Source organism: Aciduricibacillus chroicocephali (assembly GCF_030762805.1).
In the GTDB taxonomy this organism is placed as follows: domain Bacteria; phylum Bacillota; class Bacilli; order Bacillales; family Amphibacillaceae; genus Aciduricibacillus; species Aciduricibacillus chroicocephali.
This window is the reverse complement of the sequence record NZ_CP129113.1, coordinates 113,513-133,834: the sequence shown is the minus strand read 5'-3', so window position 1 is coordinate 133,834 and position 20,322 is coordinate 113,513. Positions and strand designations below refer to the sequence as shown.

Here is a 20,322-nt window from a genome sequence, read left to right as displayed (position 1 = left end):
TTAGCTTTATAGTACTTCTGGAGCTAGGGAAACGATTTTCATGAATTTTGCATCACGCAATTCACGAGCAACCGGTCCGAAGATACGAGTACCTCTTGGGCTCTTGTCATCACGAATGATAACTGCTGCGTTTTCGTCGAACTTGATGTACGAACCGTCTTTACGACGTGCACCTGACTTAGTACGAACGATTACCGCTTTAACAACTTCACCTTTTTTGACAACGCCGCCTGGTGTTGCTTGTTTGACAGTGCACACAATAACATCACCAATATTGGCAGTCTTGCGTCCTGAACCACCAAGCACTTTAATTGTAAGTACTTCACGAGCACCAGAGTTATCTGCTACTTTTAAGCGAGTCTCCTGTTGGATCATGCGCTTTTACCTCCCTTCGGAAATCTTCCGAGCGAAATTAGATAATTACTGCTTCTTCGACTACTTCTACCAAGCGGAAACGCTTTGTTGCAGAAAGTGGACGAGTTTCCATGATGCGAACGATATCGCCAGTTTTAGCCTGGTTGTTTTCATCATGAGCCTTGAATTTCTTAGAATATTTAACGCGCTTGCCGTACAATTTATGGAACTTATAAGTTTCGATAAGTACAGTGATTGTTTTGTCCATCTTATCAGAAACAACACGTCCAGTGTACTCTTTACGATTGTTGCGTTCACTCATTGAGACAGCCTCCTCCCGTTATTAGTTAGTTGCGCTCAATTCACGCTGACGAGCAACAGTCTTAAGTCTAGCGATAGACTTTCTGACTTCACGAATGCGTGCAGTGTTTTCCAACTGTCCTGTTGCAAGCTGGAAGCGCAGGTTGAAAAGCTCTTCTTTAAGAGACTTGACGTTCTGTTCAATTTCGGCAGTGGTTAGTTCTTTGATTTCATTAGCCTTCATTGATATCACCACCAATTTCTTCACGTTTTACAAACTTTGTTTTGATCGGCAGTTTATGTGAAGCAAGGCGCAACGCTTCGCGAGCAACTTCTTCAGATACACCAGCGATTTCAAACAATACCTTACCAGGTTTTACTACAGCAACCCAGCCTTCAACCGCACCTTTACCGGAACCCATACGAACTTCCAAAGGCTTTGCAGTGTAAGGTTTGTCTGGGAAAATTTTGATCCAAACTTTACCGCCACGTTTCATGTAACGAGTCATTGCGATACGAGCAGCTTCGATTTGACGGCTTGTAATCCAAGAAGCTTCAGTAGCCTGCATACCGAATTCTCCGAAAGCTACAGTAGTACCGCCTTTTGCTTGGCCTCTCATGCGGCCACGATGTTGCTTACGATGTTTAACACGTTTAGGCATCAACATAAGTGTCTGCCTCCTTCCTTATTTGTTGTTTTTAGTTGGAAGGACTTCTCCACGGTAGATCCACACTTTAACACCGAGTTTTCCGTAAGTAGTGTCTGCTTCTGCAGTACCATAATCGATGTCTGCACGAAGTGTGTGAAGTGGTACAGTACCTTCGCTGTAATGTTCAGCACGAGCGATATCTGCTCCGCCAAGACGACCTGAAACCTGTGTTTTGATTCCTTTTGCACCTGCACGCATTGCACGTTGGATAACCTGCTTTTGTGCACGACGGAATGAAATACGGTTTTCAAGCTGTGTAGCGATGTTTTCTGCAACAAGCTTAGCATTGATATCAATGCGCTTAACTTCAACGATATTGATATGAACACGTTTGCCAGTCAAATTGTTGAGGGATTTGCGAAGTGCTTCGACTTCGGAACCGCCTTTACCAATGACCATGCCTGGCTTGCCAGTGTGAATTGTGACGTTAACACGGTTTGCAGCACGCTCGATTTCTACAGAAGAAACAGCAGCTGTTTTTAGACGCGTGTCAAGATATTCTCTGATTTTGATGTCTTCATGCAAAAGATCTGCATAATCCTTGTCAGCGTACCATTTGGATTCCCAGTCTTTGATGATACCAACACGAAGACCAGTCGGGTGAATTTTTTGACCCACTGATTATCCCTCCTTCTTCTCAGTAACGACTACTGTGATATGGCTAGTGCGCTTGTTGATTTTGCTTGCACGGCCTTGTGCACGTGGACGGAAACGTTTCATCGTTGCGCCCTCGTTTACGAATGCTTCTGAAATCACAAGATTGTCAGCGTTCATCTCGTAGTTGTGCTCTGCATTAGCGATCGCAGAGTTGAGTACTTTCTCTACAACTGGAGAAGCGCCGCGCTGTGTATGACGCAGAATTGCAATCGCTTCGCCAACTTTTTTACCACGGATCAGATCGACGACCAGGCGTACTTTGCGAGGAGCAATACGAACTGATTTAGCAACAGCTTTAGCTTGCATGTGGAGTGCCTCCTCTCAATTAGCGTTTAGTTTTCTTGTCATCTGCAGCATGCCCTTTATACGTACGTGTAGGGGCAAACTCACCCAACTTATGTCCAACCATGTCTTCTGTTACATAGACAGGAACGTGCTTACGTCCGTCATAAACAGCAATTGTGTGGCCAATGAAAGTCGGGAAAATAGTGGAACGGCGTGACCATGTTTTAATCACTTGCTTTTTGTTGCCTTCGTTCAGAGCATCAACTTTCTTAAGAAGATGGTCATCTGCGAAAGGTCCTTTTTTCAGGCTGCGACCCATGGATAGGCCTCCTTTCCAACATAAGAAACGATCAAAGATACGTTTCCCAGGTGATTATTTTTTGCGAGTACGAACGATGTACTTGCTGGAATGCTTGTTGCGTTTGCGTGTCTTGTAACCAAGTGTCGGCTTGCCCCATGGAGACATTGGAGATTTACGACCGATTGGCGCGCGTCCTTCACCACCACCGTGTGGGTGATCATTCGGGTTCATTACGGAACCGCGGACTGTTGGGCGCTTGTTCAACCAGCGTGAACGTCCAGCTTTACCAACGCGTACAAGTTCATGTTCAAGGTTTCCTACCTGGCCGATTGTAGCACGGCAAGTGGATAGAATAAGACGAACTTCACCAGAAGCAAGACGTACAAGAGTGTACTTTTCTTCACGGCCAAGGATTTGTGCTTCTGCACCAGCAGAACGAGCAAGCTGTCCGCCGCGGCCAGGCTTAAGTTCAATGTTGTGAATTACTGTACCGACTGGAATGTTTGCAAGTGGCAAAGCATTACCGACCTTGATGTCAGCTTCCGGTCCAGATACAATTTTCATGTCCACTTTAAGGCCTTTAGGAGCAAGAATGTAACGCTTCTCACCATCAGCATAGTGGATTAGAGCAATATTTGAAGTACGGTTTGGATCGTACTCAATTGTAGCAACGCGTCCTGGTATTCCATCTTTGTCGCGTTTGAAGTCGATAATGCGATACTGACGCTTATGACCGCCACCTTGGTGACGCATTGTCAGTTTACCCTGGTTGTTGCGTCCGCCACGCTTAGAAAGCGGTGCAAGTAGGGATTTTTCAGGTTTATCGGTTGTGATCTCTGCGAAGTCCAAAACGGACATATTGCGTCGACCATTCGATGTAGGTCTGAATTTTTTAATCGCCATCGTTGTTTCCCTCCTTCATGTATTGGTTGGCTCAGCTTTCGAAGAAGTCGAGCTCTTTGCTTTCTTCAGTTAGCTGGACAATCGCTTTTTTGCGGTCAGAGCGATATCCGCCGTAGCGGCCCATTCTCTTGAATTTGCCTTTTACGTTCAAAGTGTTCACTTTTTGTACCTTTACACCGAAGATGTGCTCAATTGCAAACTTGATTTCAGTCTTGTTTGCTTCCGGGCTCACTTCAAAAGTGTATTTTTTGTCAGCCATCAAGTCAGCTGATTGCTCAGTGATGACGGGGCGCTTAATGATATCACGTGGTTCTTTCATTACGCGAACACCTCCCCTGCTTTTTCAGCGGCGTCTTTAGTAATGATCAACTGGTCATGCGTTAGAAGATCAAGTACGTTTACTTCTTCTACTGTCAAAACCTTAACAGACTGAAGGTTGTTTGCAGAACGCAAAACGTTTTCGTCTTTTTCAGTTGTAACAATAAGAGCTTTCTTTTCTACGTTCAAAGCGCTTAGAAGTTTAACAACTTCCTTTGTCTTTGGAGCATCGATTGCAAGACCTTCCAATACTACAAGACTGTTCTCCTGTACTTTAGAAGACAATGCAGAGCGCAATGCCAAACGACGAACTTTCTTAGGAAGCTTGTAGCTGTAGCTACGTGGTGTTGGTCCGAAGACAACTCCGCCTCCAACCCACTGTGGTGAGCGAATGGAACCTTGACGAGCGCGTCCAGTTCCTTTTTGGCGCCAAGGCTTGCGTCCTCCGCCGCGAACTTCAGAACGGTTCTTTACTGCGTGTGTACCCTGTCTGCGGGACGCGCGCTGCATAAGAACTGCTTCGTGCAATACGTGTGTATTTGGCTCGATGCCGAATACTGCTTCATTCAATTCGAAATCCCCTGTTTGAGATCCGTCTTGTTTGAAAACTGTTACTTTAGGCATGACATTTCCTCCCTTCCTGTACGAGATTATTTAGCTTTAACCGCACTCGTAATCTTAACATAAGATTTTTTCGCACCAGGTACGTTACCTTTTACAAGGATAAGGTTCTTTTCAGCATCAACGCTGACAATTTCAAGGTTCTGGATTGTAACCTGAACGGAACCCATGTGACCTGGAAGTTTTTTGCCTTTGAATACACGCATTGGATCAACTGGACCCATTGAACCTGGAGCACGGTGGTAATGTGAACCGTGAGACATTGGTCCGCGTGATTGATTATGGCGCTTAATTGAACCTTGGAATCCTTTACCTTTTGAAGTACCAGTTACATCTACGATGTCTCCTGCTTCAAAAATATCAACGCCGACTTCTTGACCAAGCTCATAGCTATCAAGATCAGCGTCACGGATTTCACGAACGTAGCGCTTAGGGGCTGTTTCAGCTTTTGCAGCGTGACCTTTCTGTGCTTTGTTGGAGCGAGACTCCTTCAAGTCAGCAAAGCCAATCTGGATTGCTTCATAGCCGTCTGTATCAGCAGTTTTCTTTTGAAGAACTACGTTTGGCTCAGCTTGGATTACAGTTACAGGGACCAACTCGCCTGTCTCGGCAAATAGCTGAGTCATGCCGATTTTACGACCTAAGATTCCTTTCGTCATCCGTTACACCTCCTGTTAAATAGAAAAATTATAGTTTGATTTCGATGTCAACACCAGAAGGCAGATCAAGACGCATTAGCGAATCGACTGTTTGTGGTGTCGGATCGATAATATCGATCAAGCGCTTATGTGTGCGCATTTCGAACTGTTCGCGAGAATCTTTGTACTTGTGGACTGCACGAAGAATAGTGTAAACACTCTTCTCAGTTGGCAGTGGAATCGGACCGGATACATTAGCACCAGAACGTTTCGCTGTTGTAACAATTTTCTCCGAGGACTGATCCAGAATACGGTGATCGTATGCTTTCAAGCGGATACGGATTTTATCTTTTGCCATCATTTTCCCTCCTTCGCCCATTTGTTAATAGACATTCTCCGTGGAAATTTCTTGACGACCCCGCCAAGGCAAAGGGGCCGGGTGTGCCAACAACCTTCCACTTCATCGCTTCATGACCAACATTCATAGTATATAGAATAAATGCTGATAATGCAACCTTTTTCTCTTAGACACACAAACTGATTGCACATCTACATATTATACGGACGCAGAGCCCATAAAGCAAGGGATTTCGGGCATTTTTAATCAAAAAAGGTTTACACCTTTATGAATTGGGTAATCTACAAAACTTGGCATTACTTCTCTCTCTAATAACGGTTCTATCTCACCGTAGAATTTCACGCCTCCTATATTAAATAAAAAAGCAGGTTTCCTCACGTCGTCACGCAAGGAAACCTGCTTATTGTTTAGAAATTACTTCTGGATTGTAGTTACAACGCCTGATCCAACAGTACGTCCACCTTCACGGATGGAGAAACGTGTACCTTCTTCGATCGCGATTGGAGAAATAAGCTCAACGCCCATTTCAATGTTATCGCCAGGCATTACCATTTCAGTTCCTTCTGGAAGCTGAACAACACCAGTTACGTCAGTTGTACGGAAGTAGAACTGCGGACGGTAGTTAGCGAAGAATGGAGTATGACGTCCACCTTCTTCTTTTGACAAAACATAAACTTCAGCTTTGAAGTTTGTGTGTGGAGTAATTGAACCGGGCTTAGCCAAAACCTGACCACGGTTGATGTCATCACGAGTTACACCGCGAAGCAATGCACCGATGTTGTCACCAGCTTGTGCGTAGTCAAGAAGCTTACGGAACATCTCAACACCTGTAACAGTTGTTTTGCCAGCTTCTTCGTTAAGACCGATGATTTCAACTTCATCACCAACACGAACTTCACCGCGCTCAACACGACCAGTAGCTACTGTACCACGTCCAGTGATAGAGAATACGTCCTCAACTGGCATCATGAATGGCTTATCGTTTTCACGAGCTGGAGTTGGGATATAAGCATCAACTTCGTTCATAAGTTCAACGATTTTTTCTTCGTAATCTGCATCGCCTTCAAGAGCTTTAAGAGCAGAACCAGAAACAACTGGAACATCATCGCCAGGGAAGTCATATTCAGAAAGAAGATCACGAACTTCCATTTCAACTAGTTCAAGAAGCTCTTCATCGTCAACCATGTCAACTTTGTTAAGGAATACTACGATTGCAGGCACACCTACGTTGCGAGAAAGAAGGATGTGCTCACGAGTCTGTGGCATTGGGCCATCAGCAGCAGATACAACAAGGATTGCTCCGTCCATCTGTGCAGCACCAGTGATCATGTTTTTAACATAGTCAGCGTGACCAGGGCAGTCAACGTGTGCATAGTGGCGAGTTTCTGTTTCATATTCTACGTGAGAAGTAGAGATAGTAATACCACGTTCTTTTTCTTCAGGAGCACCATCGATTTGGTCGTAAGCCATAGCTACACCAGAACCGTTTCTTTTGTTCATAACTGTAGTGATAGCAGCAGTTAGAGTTGTTTTACCATGGTCAACGTGTCCAATAGTACCAATGTTAACGTGGTCTTTCGAGCGGTCAAATTTTTCTTTAGCCATTTGTATATCCTCCTCGGTTTATAAGCAAATTTAAAGTGGGTTTGTACCATGATGAAGAAGCGGCCCGGGATCCGTTTCCACATCTCAATACAAGTTATATCCTACACACTTGCAAAAATCAATTATTTGCCAGCGTTTTTGGAGATGATTTCTTCAGAAATGCTCTTCGGCACTTCTTCATAGTGATCGAATGTCATAGTGTAAGTACCACGACCTTGTGTGTTAGAACGCAAAGCTGTTGCGTAACCAAACATTTCAGCAAGTGGAACGAAACCTTTAACTAGCTGTGCATTACCACGAGCTTCCATACCTTCAACGCGTCCACGGCGTGAAGTTACATCACCCATGATGTCTCCCATGTACTCTTCAGGAATGACGATTTCTACTCTCATCATTGGCTCAAGAAGAACAGGGTTACACTTAGCTTTAGCTGCTTTCAAAGCCATTGAAGCGGCAACTTTGAAGGCCATTTCGTTGGAGTCGACATCATGGTAGCTTCCATCAAACAATGAAGCTTTGATATCGATTAGCGGATAGCCTGCGAGTACACCATTTGCCATTGACTCTTCGATACCAGCGCCAACAGATGGGATGTATTCACGCGGAACAACACCACCAACAACGTTGTTGATGAATTCGAAGCCAGCGCCTTCTTCGTTTGGTTCGAACTTGACCCATACGTGACCGTACTGACCGCGTCCACCAGACTGACGTACAAATTTACCTTCAACTTCGGCAGCTGTGCGGAATGTCTCACGGTAAGCAACCTGTGGCGCGCCCACGTTTGCTTCCACTTTGAATTCACGTCTTAGACGGTCAACAATGATATCAAGGTGAAGTTCACCCATACCAGAGATGATTGTCTGGCCTGTTTCAGGATTTGTTTCTGTACGGAAAGTTGGATCTTCTTCAGCTAGCTTAGAAAGAGCAATACCCATTTTGTCTTGGTCTGCTTTAGTTTTAGGTTCAATTGCAACACTAATAACTGGTTCAGGGAACTCCATAGACTCAAGGATTACTTCATTCTTCTCATCACAAAGTGTGTCACCTGTTGTAGTATCTTTTAGGCCGACTGCTGCTGCAATCTCACCAGAGTATACGACAGGGATTTCCTCACGAGAGTTTGCGTGCATCTGAAGGATACGACCAACGCGTTCGCGTTTGCCTTTTACAGAGTTCTTGACGTAAGAGCCAGACTCAAGTGTACCTGAGTACACACGGAAGAATGTAAGCTTACCAACGAATGGATCTGTCATTACTTTAAAAGCAAGAGCAGAGAATGGCTCGTTGTCGCCTGCAGGGCGTGTAATCTTTTCTTCTGTGCCTGGAATAGTACCTTCAATTGCAGCAACATCTGTTGGAGCTGGAAGATAATCAAGTACGCCGTCCAACATTAGCTGAACACCTTTGTTTTTGAAAGCAGAACCACAGAACACTGGGTAGAATTCTACATCCAATGTAGCTTTACGGACTGCAGCTTTCAATTCTTCGTTGGAGATTTCTTCCCCTTCGAGGAATTTCTCCATAAGCTCTTCATCAAGTTCTGAAACTGCTTCGATTAGTCCAGCACGAAGCTCTTCAGCCTTGTCCTTGTATTCATCAGGAATTTCACGAGACTCATCTGTTGTTCCAAGGTCATCAGTATAGAAGTGAGCTTCCATTTCGATCAAGTCGATGATGCCTTCGAAGTTGTCCTCAGCTCCGATTGGAAGCTGTACCGGATGAGCATTAGCTCCAAGACGGTCTTTTAGTGTTCCTGTAGAGTAAAGGAAGTCTGCACCGATTTTATCCATCTTGTTGATGAATACGATACGTGGAACGCCATAAGTTGTAGCCTGGCGCCATACTGTTTCTGTCTGTGGTTCTACACCTGACTGAGCATCAAGTACAGTAACCGCGCCATCAAGTACACGCAGGGAACGTTCAACTTCAACTGTGAAGTCTACGTGTCCTGGTGTATCAATGATGTTGATTCGATGACCTTTCCACTGGGCTGTTGTCGCAGCGGAAGTGATTGTAATACCACGTTCCTGCTCCTGCTCCATCCAGTCCATCTGGGAAGCACCTTCGTGAGTTTCACCGATCTTGTGAATACGTCCTGTGTAGAAAAGAATACGCTCGGTAGTCGTTGTCTTTCCGGCGTCAATATGCGCCATGATACCGATATTGCGTGTCTTATCCAAGGAGAACTCTCTTGCCATGTATACTTCTCCTCCTAGTGACTAAGTAATTGTAGTAGAGATTACCAGCGATAGTGAGCGAATGCTTTGTTGGCTTCAGCCATTTTATGCAATTCTTCACGTTTCTTAACTGAAGCACCTGTGTTGTTTGAAGCATCAAGAATTTCATTGGCAAGGCGCTCTTCCATCGTTTTTTCACCGCGAAGACGGGAATAGTTTACGATGTAGCGAAGTCCCAAAGCCTGACGGCGTTCAGGGCGTACTTCAACTGGCACCTGGTAGTTAGAACCTCCGACACGGCGTGCACGGACTTCCAATACAGGCATTACATTTTTCATAGCTTGCTCAAATACTTCCATAGCGCTCTGGTCACTTCTTTCCTGAACCAACTCGAACGCCTTGTAAAGAATTGTTTGAGCTTTGCCGCGCTTTCCATCAATCATGATCTGGTTGATGAGACGAGTCACCAACTTAGAGTTGTAAAGCGGATCCGGCAATACGTCACGTTTAGTAACTGGACCTTTACGTGGCATAGTAATTCCTCCTTTCTGGAAAAGCAATTATATTATTATTTTTTCTCTTTTGGTTTCTTAGCACCGTATTTAGAACGGCTTTGCATGCGTCCATCGACACCTGCTGTATCAAGCGCACCACGAACGATATGGTAACGTACACCCGGCAAATCCTTTACGCGACCGCCACGGATCAGTACAACACTGTGCTCTTGTAGGTTGTGACCGATTCCTGGAATGTAAGCAGTTACCTCCATGTTGTTTGACAAACGCACACGAGCATATTTACGAAGAGCCGAGTTCGGTTTCTTCGGAGTCAATGTGCCGACACGCGTACAAACACCACGTTTTTGTGGAGAGTTGTCATTAGTCAACTTCTTTTTGAAGCTGTTGTAACCTTTGTTCAACGCAGGAGAGTCAGTTTTCTTTGCTTTGCTGACACGACCTTTGCGTACTAGCTGGTTAATTGTAGGCATGATATGTCCTCCCTTCGATAATCGAATAAAAATTCAACCGGTTTAATGCTTGGTTTAATGGCATTCCATAAGACCACACGACCGGGTGTTTATTAATAGAGTAAAAAAAACGAAGCTTTAACGACCTGACATGTCATTTCGATCGTGTAATCGCTACAGTTGATGCTCCAACATCGATTCCACAAGCTGTGCCCAGCTTTTTCATCGAGTCGACATTTACAATCGGTATTTCCAATTGCTCTGCCTTGTTGGAAACTTTTTTTGTTATTGCCGCATCTGCATCCTCGGCGATAACCACTTCGCTAACCTGACCATTTTCCATGGCCTTGAGCGTCTGCTTCAAACCAATTATCATTCGCGAATGATTTTGAGCTACTTTTTCATAAGACATGGATACATATCCTCCAAAGCAACAAATATATCGGAAGCACCTTGCTTATATTACCACCATCATTTTTTGATGTCAATAAAAAATAAGCAAATTTGGTGCTTCCAATTTATAAATTCACGAGGCAGTTCTCCTGCCTCTTATTTACTGAATTGTTTCTGTTTCTTCTTGCTGTGCCGACTCTTCTCCTTTAGGAAGATCAAGCTCGGCTTTAATGCGTCGGTATCGCTGCATTCCTGTACCAGCAGGAACAAGTTTACCGATAATAACGTTCTCTTTCAATCCAAGTAGTTCATCACGCTTACCTTTAATTGCAGCGTCAGTCAGGACACGAGTTGTTTCCTGGAAGGATGCTGCTGACAGGAAGGACTCTGTTTCAAGGGATGCCTTTGTAATACCGAGAAGTACAGGCTTACCAACAGCCGGCTGCTCCCCAGCTTTAAGCACATCCGTATTTGCCTTCTTAAATTGGTGAATTTCAAGAAGTGAGCCTGGAAGTACGTTTGTATCGCCAGAATCAACAACACGGATCTTACGAAGCATCTGGCGCACCATTACTTCTACGTGCTTGTCGCCAATTTCTACACCCTGCATACGGTAAACACGCTGAACTTCACGAAGGATATAGTCTTGAACACCCTGAACACCGCGTACACGCAACAGCTGCTTCGGATCGATAGAACCTTCAGTGAGCGCCATGCCCGCTTCCACTTCATCGCCTTCCGCCACTTTCATGCGGGCATTGTAAGGAACTTCATATGACTTCTGTTCCACTTCACCCTGTACGACGATTTCCTGTTTGTCTTTAACTTCCTTGATTTCTTTGACAACCCCATAGATTTCACTGATGACAGCTTCCCCTTTAGGGTTACGGGCTTCAAACAATTCCTGGATACGTGGAAGACCCTGCGTAATATCCGCTCCGGCTACACCACCTGTGTGGAATGTACGCATTGTAAGCTGTGTTCCTGGCTCACCGATTGACTGAGCAGCGATAATTCCAACCGCTTCGCCAACCTCTACATCGGATCCAGTTGCCAAGTTGCGACCGTAACACTTCTGGCAGACGCCATGTTTCGTATTACATGTGAATACGGAACGAATAACGACTTCCTCAATGTCCGCCTTAGTGATTTCAACAGCCTGATCTTCAGAAATGATTTCATCTGCAGCGACGATCGTATTTCCAGTTTCAGGGTGTTTGATATCTTCGAAGGCTGTTCTTCCAACAAGTCGGTCAAACAACGGCTCGATCATTTCTGTTCCATCTGTCAAAGAACTGATTGTTAAACCACGGTCAGTACCACAATCTGCTTCACGGACAATAACATCCTGAGCAACGTCGACCAATCGTCTAGTCAGATAACCCGAGTCAGCTGTCTTAAGCGCCGTATCAGCCAAACCTTTACGTGCACCGTGTGTCGAGATAAAGTACTCGAGTACTGTAAGACCTTCTCGGAAGCTCGACTTGATTGGAAGTTCAATGATTCGGCCAGACGGGTTCGCCATCAAACCACGCATACCTGCGAGCTGAGTGAAGTTAGACGCGTTACCACGGGCTCCGGAGTCACTCATCATGAAGATCGGGTTGCGTTTATGAAGGGACTTCATCAATTTATCTTGGATCGTATCCTTCGCTTCAGACCAGATAGAGATAACTCTGTCGTAGCGTTCCTCCTCGGTAATAAGACCGCGACGGAATTGCTTCAAGACTTTATCAACTTTACTCTGTGCTTCTTCGAGGATAACTTCTTTTTCTTTCAATACTACGATATCGGCAATACCTACAGTGATACCGGCCTTCGTAGAGTATTTGAAACCAAGATCCTTCATACGGTCAAGCATCTTAGAAGTTTCACTGATTTTGAAGCGTTTGAACACTTCAGCGATAATATCCCCGAGAATACCCTTTTTGAATGGCTGAATTGTCTCTTGAGATTTAATAACCTCTTTGACATCAGTACCTTTTTCAAGGAAATACTTCTCAGGCGTCTTGATTTCAAGGTTGCTCTTCGTCGGTTCATTGATGAACGGGAATGATTCCGGAAGAATTTCGTTGAAAACAAGTTTACCGACAGTTGTTAGAAGCAGCTGGTTGTTCTGCTCCTCTGTGAACGTCTTGTTTTTCAAAGATGAAGCATGTACTGCGATGCGCGTATGAAGATGGACGTAGCCATTCTGATAGGCGATCAACGCTTCGTCTATATCTTTGAAGATAGTACCTTCACCAACAGCCTCTTCACGTTCCATAGTCAAATAGTAGTTACCAAGAACCATATCCTGTGAAGGTGTTACAACTGGCTTACCGTCTTTCGGGTTCAAGATGTTCTGCGCTGCGAGCATAAGAAGTCTAGCCTCTGCTTGTGCCTCTGCAGAAAGTGGCACGTGAACAGCCATCTGGTCTCCATCGAAATCGGCGTTATATGCTGTACATACAAGTGGGTGCAAACGGATTGCACGTCCTTCAACAAGCGTTGGCTCGAAAGCCTGGATACCTAGTCTGTGGAGCGTAGGAGCTCGGTTAAGCAATACCGGGTGTTCCTTAATGACATCTTCGAGTACATCCCAAACATCAGGGTGGACACGTTCGATTTTCCGCTTGGCTGACTTGATATTGTGGGCAATTCCCTTTTCAACAAGCTCTTTCATAACGAAAGGCTTAAACAATTCAAGTGCCATTTCTTTTGGAAGACCACATTGGTACATCTTCAAATGCGGACCAACAACAATTACAGAACGGCCAGAGTAGTCAACACGCTTACCGAGCAAGTTCTGGCGGAAACGCCCCTGCTTACCTTTAAGCATATGAGAAAGAGACTTAAGCGGACGATTACCCGGACCTGTTACTGGACGCCCGCGGCGGCCGTTATCAATCAACGCATCTACAGCTTCCTGCAGCATACGCTTTTCGTTTTGGACGATAATGCTAGGCGCTCCGAGATCAAGGAGACGCTTCAGGCGATTGTTACGGTTAATTACACGACGATAGAGGTCGTTCAAGTCAGAGGTCGCAAAACGGCCTCCATCAAGCTGGACCATTGGACGGATCTCCGGCGGGATAACTGGCAGCACATCGAGGACCATCCAAGATGGGTCGTTGCCTGAACCTCTGAAAGCTTCAACAACTTCCAAACGGCGAATCGCACGTGTTCTGCGCTGTCCGGAAACAGTTTTCAACTCTTCTTTCAGAACCTCAGCCTCTTTATCAAGGTCGATATCCTGAAGAAGCTTACGAATTGCCTCCGCTCCCATTTGGGCCTTGAATGTATTGCCATACTTGTCATAGTACGCTCGGTATTCTTTTTCAGAAAGCAACTGCTTCTTCTCAAGCGGTGTGCTTCCAGGATCTGTGACAACATAGGCAGCAAAATAGATAACCTCTTCAAGCGCTCTTGGTGACATGTCAAGAACAAGCCCCATTCTGCTCGGAATGCCTTTGAAATACCAGATATGTGTAACTGGAGCAGCTAGTTCAATATGACCCATGCGCTCACGGCGAACTTTTGACTTCGTTACTTCAACGCCGCAACGGTCACAAACAACGCCTTTATAACGGACACGCTTGTATTTTCCGCAGTGACACTCCCAGTCCTTTGTAGGTCCGAAAATACGTTCACAGAACAAACCGTCTTTCTCAGGCTTCAATGTACGGTAGTTGATCGTTTCCGGCTTTTTCACTTCGCCGAAGGACCAAGAACGGATTTTATCAGGTGAAGCCAATCCTATTTTCATATACTCAAAATTATTAACATCCAGCAAGGAGCCTACCTCCCTTATAAGGTCCGTATTGTCTCAACAATGGGAAAGCCAGCACCGACTCAGACTTTCGGATGCCGGCAAACCCTTATTATCAAATTCTTGGTTGTACGGTCAAATTAACCTTCTATATCAAGATTAAGCTTACCTGCAGACTCAGCATCGTCCTCGTCTTCAAGTTCGCGCAGGTCGATCTCAGATTCATCAGCAGCAAGCATCTTGACATCCATACCAAGACTTTGCAATTCCTTGATCAGTACCTTGAATGATTCAGGCACTCCCGGCTCAGGGACATTTTCGCCCTTAACAATAGATTCGTAAGTTTGTACACGACCGACAATATCATCGGACTTAACTGTAAGAATCTCTTGAAGTGTATAAGCTGCGCCATAAGCTTCAAGAGCCCATACTTCCATCTCACCGAAGCGCTGTCCACCGAACTGCGCTTTACCGCCGAGCGGCTGCTGTGTAACAAGTGAGTATGGTCCAGTTGAACGTGCGTGCAATTTGTCATCAACCATGTGGGAAAGCTTGATCATGTAAGAAACTCCTACTGAAACGCGATTGTCAAATGCTTCTCCGGTACGTCCATCATAAAGTACCGTTTTCGCATCTCTCGCCATCCCAGCTTCTTCAAGTGTATCCCAAACATCTTCCTCTGTAGCTCCGTCAAATACTGGCGAGGCGACATGAATGCCAAGCGCTCTTGCTGCCATACCAAGATGGAGCTCAAATACCTGTCCGATGTTCATACGTGAAGGTACACCCAATGGGTTCAACATGATATCAACTGGTGTGCCATCAGGCATGAATGGCATATCTTCTTCCGGAAGAATCTTGGAAATTACACCCTTGTTTCCGTGACGTCCGGCCATCTTGTCACCTTCATGGATTTTGCGCTTCTGAACAATGTATACACGTACAAGCTGATTTACACCCGGTGGCAACTCATCGCCATCTTCACGGTTAAAGATTCGGACATCAAGGACAATTCCGCCAGCACCGTGCGGCACACGGAGTGATGTATCACGGACTTCTCTCGCCTTTTCACCAAAGATCGCGTGAAGAAGACGTTCTTCAGCAGAAAGTTCGGTTACACCTTTAGGCGTTACTTTACCAACAAGAATGTCGCCATCCTTAACCTCTGCACCAACACGGATGATACCCTGTTCGTTAAGGTTCTTAAGTGCATCCTCACCAACATTCGGGATGTCTCGTGTAATTTCTTCAGGTCCCAGCTTTGTATCGCGGGATTCAGACTCGTATTCCTCAATGTGAATGGAAGTATATACATCATCTTTCACGAGGCGCTCACTCATGATGATTGCATCCTCGTAGTTGTAACCTTCCCAAGTCATGAATGCTACGAGTACGTTGCGACCAAGCGCAAGTTCACCATTTTCCATTGATGGACCATCGGCAAGAACTTCACCTTTTGTCACGCGGTCTCCTTCAGCGACAATTGGTCGCTGATTGTAGCAAGTTCCTTGGTTGGAACGCACATACTTTTGAAGCTTATAGCGGTCAAGGTCACCCTCAACCTCCTTGCCATCCACTTCAGAGATACGACGAACAAGTACTTCTTTCGCTTCAACACGTTCAACAATTCCATCATGACGGCAAATAATAGCTGCTCCAGAATCTTTTCCATCTACGTACTCCATACCTGTACCAACGATTGGCGCTTCAGGCTTAAGGAGCGGAACAGCCTGACGTTGCATGTTCGCACCCATGAGTGCACGGTTGGAGTCATCATTTTCAAGGAATGGGATACAAGCTGTCGCTGCTGATACTACCTGTTTCGGAGATACATCCATATAGTCGATCTGTTCACGCGGCACGATAGTGTTCTCACCGCGGAAACGTGCGATGACTTCTTCATTTTCAAAACTGCCATCTTCGGTAAGCGGTGCATTCGCCTGAGCGACAACATAGTTATCTTCCTCATCAGCAGTTAGATAATCGATTGCTGCTGTAACACGTCCGGTATCCGGGTCAACTCGGCGGTAAGGCGTTTCAATGAAGCCAAACTTATTCACTTTCGCATAGGCAGAGAGTGAGTTGATCAAACCGATGTTCGGTCCCTCCGGTGTTTCAATCGGACACATGCGTCCATAGTGTGAATAGTGAACGTCACGTACTTCCATACCAGCACGCTCACGTGTCAAACCACCAGGTCCGAGTGCTGAAAGACGACGTTTATGCGTCAGTTCTGCAAGCGGGTTCGTCTGATCCATGAACTGTGAGAGCTGAGAGCTTCCAAAGAATTCCTTGATAGAAGCAATAACAGGACGAATATTAATCAACTGCTGTGGAGTAATGCTTGATGTATCCTGAATCGACATTCTTTCACGAACAACACGTTCCATACGGGACAATCCAATACGGAATTGGTTTTGAAGCAATTCACCAACAGAACGCAAGCGGCGGTTTCCGAGATGATCAATATCGTCCGTGTCACCGACTCTATGCAAAAGATTGAAGAAATAGCTGATTGCCGAAAGAATATCACTCGCAGTTACATGCTTAATGCTCGTATCTACATTTGCATTACCGATGACAGTCAGCTCACGCTCGCCATTCGGATCTGTCGGATCCATAATTTTAATGGATTGCAATCGAACCGGAGACTCTTCAATACCCTCATGTGGCTCAACAACTACTTCACCAACCATATCCTCTTCGCGTTCAAGGTAAGGGATAATTTTATTGAGAAGCTTGCGTTCCAAGCGATCGCCACGCTCAGCAAGCACTTCACCTGTTTCAGGGTCTACAATTGTCTCTGCAAGAACCTGGTTGAACAAACGGTTCTTAATATTAAGCTTCTTGTTCATCTTATAGCGACCAACATGAGCCAAATCATATCGCTTCGGATCAAAGAAGCGTGAGATGAGCAAGCTCTTTGCATTTTCAACAGTTGGCGGTTCACCCGGACGCAAACGCTCATAAATCTCAAGAAGCGCCTTTTCACTATTTTCAGTGCTGTCCTTCTCCAAAGTATTTTTCAGGTATTCGTTATCACCAATCAAATCAATGATTTCCTGGTCTGTACCGAAACCAAGTGCACGGAGGAGAACTGTGATCGGCAACTTGCGCGTACGGTCGATTCTTACGTGCACAACATCTTTGGCGTCTGTTTCGAATTCAAGCCAAGCACCCCGATTCGGGATAACTGTTGCCGCCACGACACGCTTTCCGTTTTTATCGATTTTCTCATTATAATAAACGCTAGGGGATCGCACGAGCTGTGAAACGATAACGCGCTCGGCGCCATTGATCACAAACGTACCAGTATCTGTCATGAGCGGGAAATCACCCATGAAGACTTCCTGTTCCTTCACTTCGCCTGTTTCATTATTAATAAGACGAACTTTCACACGCAGAGGCGCGTTGTATGTTACGTCCCTCGACTTCGACTCGTCTACTGGATACTTTGGTTCTCCCAGACTGTAGTCTACAAATTCGAGTGACAAATTACCTGCGAAGTCCTCAATTGGTGAAATATCCTGGAACATTTCACGCAATCCTTCTTCAAGGAACCACTCATAGGAAGCTGTCTGAATTTCAATCAGATTTGGCAGTTCCAAAACTTCGCTGATGCGTGCGTAACTTCTTCGTTGGCGGTGCCGACCATATTGCACTAGATGACCTGTCAACTGCTTCACCCCTCAAATCATGCATTTTTCAACGTATTATAAAGTGAAAAATGTTTAAATTATAATAGAAAAACACAGAGCTGATGCCATGTTTCTCGTATTTCTGGATTCATCGCCGGAACATATGTAATTGTTCACAGCAAAATTGGATAAACAACCGCTGGCGGAGCCTACCCATTCACGCATTCAACCCGTAGGCAGAATGCATGCAATCTGCGGCGCGCATTGTCTTGGAAGGAAATTAAAAAAAGGTTTCCAATGAAAACCTTATCTCAATTGTGACCAAGAAAATCAGCAGCGCCTCCGGGTTCAGTTATTCAAAATATTGAAACTCTACCGGAATCCCGGTCTATTATGTCAGTATTGCTACAGTCTCTCCCACTGTTGTACTAAAAATACACTAAAATGAGAGAAAAATGTTCTTGACATAAAAAGTCTATAGTAGCATTTTAATATACTACCACAAACGATATAAGGAGTCAAACTTTTGAAGATTTGAATATGATATAGCCTTTATCTTTTGTTACAGTTTCAACTTTCCCAAAAAGGCTTTCCAGCTTTTCTTTCGCAGAAGGAGCTCCTTGTTTTTTCTGAATTACAATCCAGAACTCGCCGCCTTCAATAATTGCTTTAGCAGCGTACTCAAACATACTATGAATAACTGATTTCCCTGCTCGGATAGGTGGATTGAGAAGAATTGCTGCAAATGAACGCTCTTTCAAATTTGAAAAACCATCGCTTTGCAAGATCTCGACGTTTTCAATACCATTGTCAGCAGCATTTTGACGAGCCAGTTCTACTGCCCGCTCATTAATGTCCGACATGACAATTTGCCTCTCAGGATATGCTCCTCCAAGCGCTATCCCTACTGGGCCGTAGCCACAACCGAGATCTAGCAACTCACCTGACACTTGAGGTAAAGTGAATGATTCAATCAGAAGACGTGAACCGAAATCTACCGTATCTCTAGAGAACACGCCAGCATCACTGGCAAAACGGAAATCACGGCCCCTCAAATTGTAGTGCCAGTTTTTTGGTGAACTTTTGGAATGGGGATTTTTTGAAAAGTAATGCTCGGACATTCAGGCACCTGCTTTTCTGAATTTATAAAAAAGGAAGATAGTTGTTAATGAGAATGAAAGCCCGTCGCTATGAAAACGACGAGCTTTCGATTTATATATTGAAATTACTTAACTTCTACAGAAGCGCCTGCTTCTTCAAGCTTAGACTTAACTTCTTCAGCTTCTTCTTTAGAAACGCCTTCTTTGATTGCTTTTGGAGCGTTATCAACGAGGTCTTTTGCGTCTTTAAGACCAAGACCAGTGATTTCGCGAACAGCTTTAACAACTTTGATCTTAGAAGCACCTGCGTCAGAAAGAACTACGTCAAACTCAGTCTTTTCAGCGCCTGCATCTCCACCAGCAGCGCCTGCAACTGCAACTGGAGCAGCAGCTGTTACGCCGAATTCTTCCTCAATTGCTTTAACAAGGTCGTTCAAGTCCAAAACGGACATTTCTTTAATCGCGTCGATGATTTGTTCTTTCGTCATGATTTGTTTCCTCCTGTATTTTAAAATTGTAATAAGCCAAATTTAAATGGCTTCTGCTTTTAAGCAGTAATTATGCGCCTTGCTCTTCCTTCTGTTCGCCGACTGCCTTAACAGCATAAGCAAAGTTTCGTACTGGTGCCTGCAATACGCTAAGCAACATAGAAACCATACCCTCGTAGTTTGGAAGGCTTGCAAGTTCATTGATTTGATCGATTGTAACGACTTTGCCTTCAATTACGCCGCCTTTAATTTCAAGAGCTTCGTTTTCTTTAGCAAATGCGCTCAATACTTTCGCTGGAGCGATGACATCGTCATTGCTGAAAGCAATAGCTGTCGGTCCCACCAAATGTTCGGAAAGTTCGCCAAGTTCCGCAGCTTCAGCAGCACGACGAGTCATTGTGTTCTTGTAAACATGGAACTCAACGCCGGCTTCACGAAGATTTTTACGCAACTGTGTAACTTTGCCTACATCAAGTCCACGATAATCTACAACTACTGTAGACTGGCTCGCGCGGAACTTGTCAGCGATTTCTTGTACTAGTGCTTTTTTTGTTTCGAGTACACTGGACATTCCTGCACCTCCTGTTAGATTCATCATACCGTTCGGAATCTCAAGAAAAAGCCTCCACATAGACATGAGGAGGCTTAATCACAAATACCAGCCAGGCGTGGCCGGCGATATATGTTATCAACACCTCGGCAGGAAATTAAGCCTGGTTAACCAGGCACCTGCTGTCTACGGTACAACGTATTTA

Annotated in this window: 22 protein-coding genes and 1 other annotated feature (1 of these 23 running past the window's edge); all 22 genes read right to left on the bottom strand. The window is 45.0% G+C overall.

Annotation, left to right across the window (positions count from 1 at the left end; all coding sequences use genetic code 11):
• Positions 1 to 6 precede the first annotated feature (6 nt).
• The gene (gene rplN / locus QR721_RS00755) at positions 7 to 375 is read right to left on the bottom strand and encodes a 50S ribosomal protein L14 (protein ID WP_231095143.1); all 369 of its coding nucleotides are present in this window, start codon (positions 373 to 375) and stop codon (positions 7 to 9) included.
• Positions 376 to 412: 37 nt separating this feature from the next.
• Complete coding sequence (rpsQ, locus tag QR721_RS00750) at positions 413 to 676, bottom strand: 30S ribosomal protein S17 (protein ID WP_348028228.1); 264 nt, start codon at positions 674 to 676, stop codon at positions 413 to 415.
• 21 nt (positions 677 to 697) lie between these two features.
• Complete coding sequence (gene rpmC / locus QR721_RS00745; RefSeq protein ID WP_348028226.1) at positions 698 to 898, bottom strand: 50S ribosomal protein L29; 201 nt, start codon at positions 896 to 898, stop codon at positions 698 to 700.
• Positions 888 to 1,322, bottom strand: coding sequence for a 50S ribosomal protein L16 (gene rplP / locus QR721_RS00740; protein WP_348028224.1), 435 nt, complete (start codon positions 1,320 to 1,322; stop codon positions 888 to 890). Before rplP ends, rpmC begins: the two co-directional genes overlap by 11 nt.
• Before the next feature lie 18 nt (positions 1,323 to 1,340).
• Positions 1,341 to 1,982 (bottom strand): 30S ribosomal protein S3, encoded by a 642-nt coding sequence (rpsC, locus tag QR721_RS00735; RefSeq protein ID WP_348028222.1) that lies wholly within the window; start codon positions 1,980 to 1,982, stop codon positions 1,341 to 1,343.
• 3 nt (positions 1,983 to 1,985) lie between these two features.
• Entirely contained in the window at positions 1,986 to 2,327 is a 342-nt protein-coding gene (gene rplV / locus QR721_RS00730; RefSeq protein WP_348028220.1) for a 50S ribosomal protein L22, read from the bottom strand.
• Between the two features lie 19 nt (positions 2,328 to 2,346).
• Positions 2,347 to 2,625: a 30S ribosomal protein S19 gene (rpsS, locus tag QR721_RS00725; RefSeq protein WP_348028218.1), complete on the bottom strand. Its 279-nt coding sequence runs from the start codon at positions 2,623 to 2,625 to the stop codon at positions 2,347 to 2,349.
• A gap of 54 nt (positions 2,626 to 2,679) precedes the next feature.
• Positions 2,680 to 3,510 carry a 50S ribosomal protein L2 gene (gene rplB / locus QR721_RS00720; RefSeq protein WP_348028216.1) on the bottom strand — a complete coding sequence of 277 codons (831 nt, stop codon included), beginning with the start codon at positions 3,508 to 3,510 and terminating at the stop codon, positions 2,680 to 2,682.
• Between the two features lie 31 nt (positions 3,511 to 3,541).
• Positions 3,542 to 3,829 (bottom strand): 50S ribosomal protein L23, encoded by a 288-nt coding sequence (rplW, locus tag QR721_RS00715; protein ID WP_348028214.1) that lies wholly within the window; start codon positions 3,827 to 3,829, stop codon positions 3,542 to 3,544.
• On the bottom strand, positions 3,829 to 4,452 hold the full coding sequence (rplD, locus tag QR721_RS00710) for a 50S ribosomal protein L4 (protein WP_348028212.1): 624 nt from the start codon (positions 4,450 to 4,452) through the stop codon (positions 3,829 to 3,831). Before rplD ends, rplW begins: the two co-directional genes overlap by 1 nt.
• 26 nt (positions 4,453 to 4,478) lie before the next feature.
• Positions 4,479 to 5,108: a 50S ribosomal protein L3 gene (gene rplC / locus QR721_RS00705; protein WP_348028210.1), complete on the bottom strand. Its 630-nt coding sequence runs from the start codon at positions 5,106 to 5,108 to the stop codon at positions 4,479 to 4,481.
• Positions 5,109 to 5,136: 28 nt separating this feature from the next.
• Positions 5,137 to 5,445, bottom strand: a complete 309-nt coding sequence (gene rpsJ, locus QR721_RS00700) for a 30S ribosomal protein S10 (protein WP_348028208.1) — start codon at positions 5,443 to 5,445, stop codon at positions 5,137 to 5,139.
• Between the two features lie 414 nt (positions 5,446 to 5,859).
• Entirely contained in the window at positions 5,860 to 7,050 is a 1,191-nt protein-coding gene (gene tuf, locus QR721_RS00695; protein WP_348028206.1) for an elongation factor Tu, read from the bottom strand.
• Between the two features lie 122 nt (positions 7,051 to 7,172).
• Positions 7,173 to 9,251 carry an elongation factor G gene (gene fusA, locus QR721_RS00690; protein WP_348028204.1) on the bottom strand — a complete coding sequence of 693 codons (2,079 nt, stop codon included), beginning with the start codon at positions 9,249 to 9,251 and terminating at the stop codon, positions 7,173 to 7,175.
• Between the two features lie 41 nt (positions 9,252 to 9,292).
• Entirely contained in the window at positions 9,293 to 9,763 is a 471-nt protein-coding gene (rpsG, locus tag QR721_RS00685; RefSeq protein WP_348028202.1) for a 30S ribosomal protein S7, read from the bottom strand.
• Between the two features lie 35 nt (positions 9,764 to 9,798).
• On the bottom strand, positions 9,799 to 10,218 hold the full coding sequence (rpsL, locus tag QR721_RS00680; protein ID WP_348028200.1) for a 30S ribosomal protein S12: 420 nt from the start codon (positions 10,216 to 10,218) through the stop codon (positions 9,799 to 9,801).
• 133 nt (positions 10,219 to 10,351) lie between these two features.
• Positions 10,352 to 10,609, bottom strand: a complete 258-nt coding sequence (locus tag QR721_RS00675) for a 50S ribosomal protein L7ae-like protein (RefSeq protein ID WP_348028198.1) — start codon at positions 10,607 to 10,609, stop codon at positions 10,352 to 10,354.
• 141 nt (positions 10,610 to 10,750) lie between these two features.
• Positions 10,751 to 14,365, bottom strand: a complete 3,615-nt coding sequence (gene rpoC / locus QR721_RS00670; protein WP_348028196.1) for a DNA-directed RNA polymerase subunit beta' — start codon at positions 14,363 to 14,365, stop codon at positions 10,751 to 10,753.
• 116 nt (positions 14,366 to 14,481) lie between these two features.
• Positions 14,482 to 18,018: a DNA-directed RNA polymerase subunit beta gene (gene rpoB / locus QR721_RS00665; RefSeq protein ID WP_348028194.1), complete on the bottom strand. Its 3,537-nt coding sequence runs from the start codon at positions 18,016 to 18,018 to the stop codon at positions 14,482 to 14,484.
• A gap of 479 nt (positions 18,019 to 18,497) precedes the next feature.
• Positions 18,498 to 19,100, bottom strand: a complete 603-nt coding sequence (locus QR721_RS00660; RefSeq protein ID WP_348028192.1) for a class I SAM-dependent methyltransferase — start codon at positions 19,098 to 19,100, stop codon at positions 18,498 to 18,500.
• A gap of 104 nt (positions 19,101 to 19,204) precedes the next feature.
• Positions 19,205 to 19,567, bottom strand: coding sequence for a 50S ribosomal protein L7/L12 (gene rplL / locus QR721_RS00655; protein WP_348028190.1), 363 nt, complete (start codon positions 19,565 to 19,567; stop codon positions 19,205 to 19,207).
• A 70-nt stretch (positions 19,568 to 19,637) separates the two neighbouring features.
• Entirely contained in the window at positions 19,638 to 20,138 is a 501-nt protein-coding gene (rplJ, locus tag QR721_RS00650) for a 50S ribosomal protein L10 (RefSeq protein WP_348028188.1), read from the bottom strand.
• Between the two features lie 35 nt (positions 20,139 to 20,173).
• Positions 20,174 to 20,322, bottom strand: a sequence feature (ribosomal protein L10 leader region) (it continues 5 nt past the right edge of the window).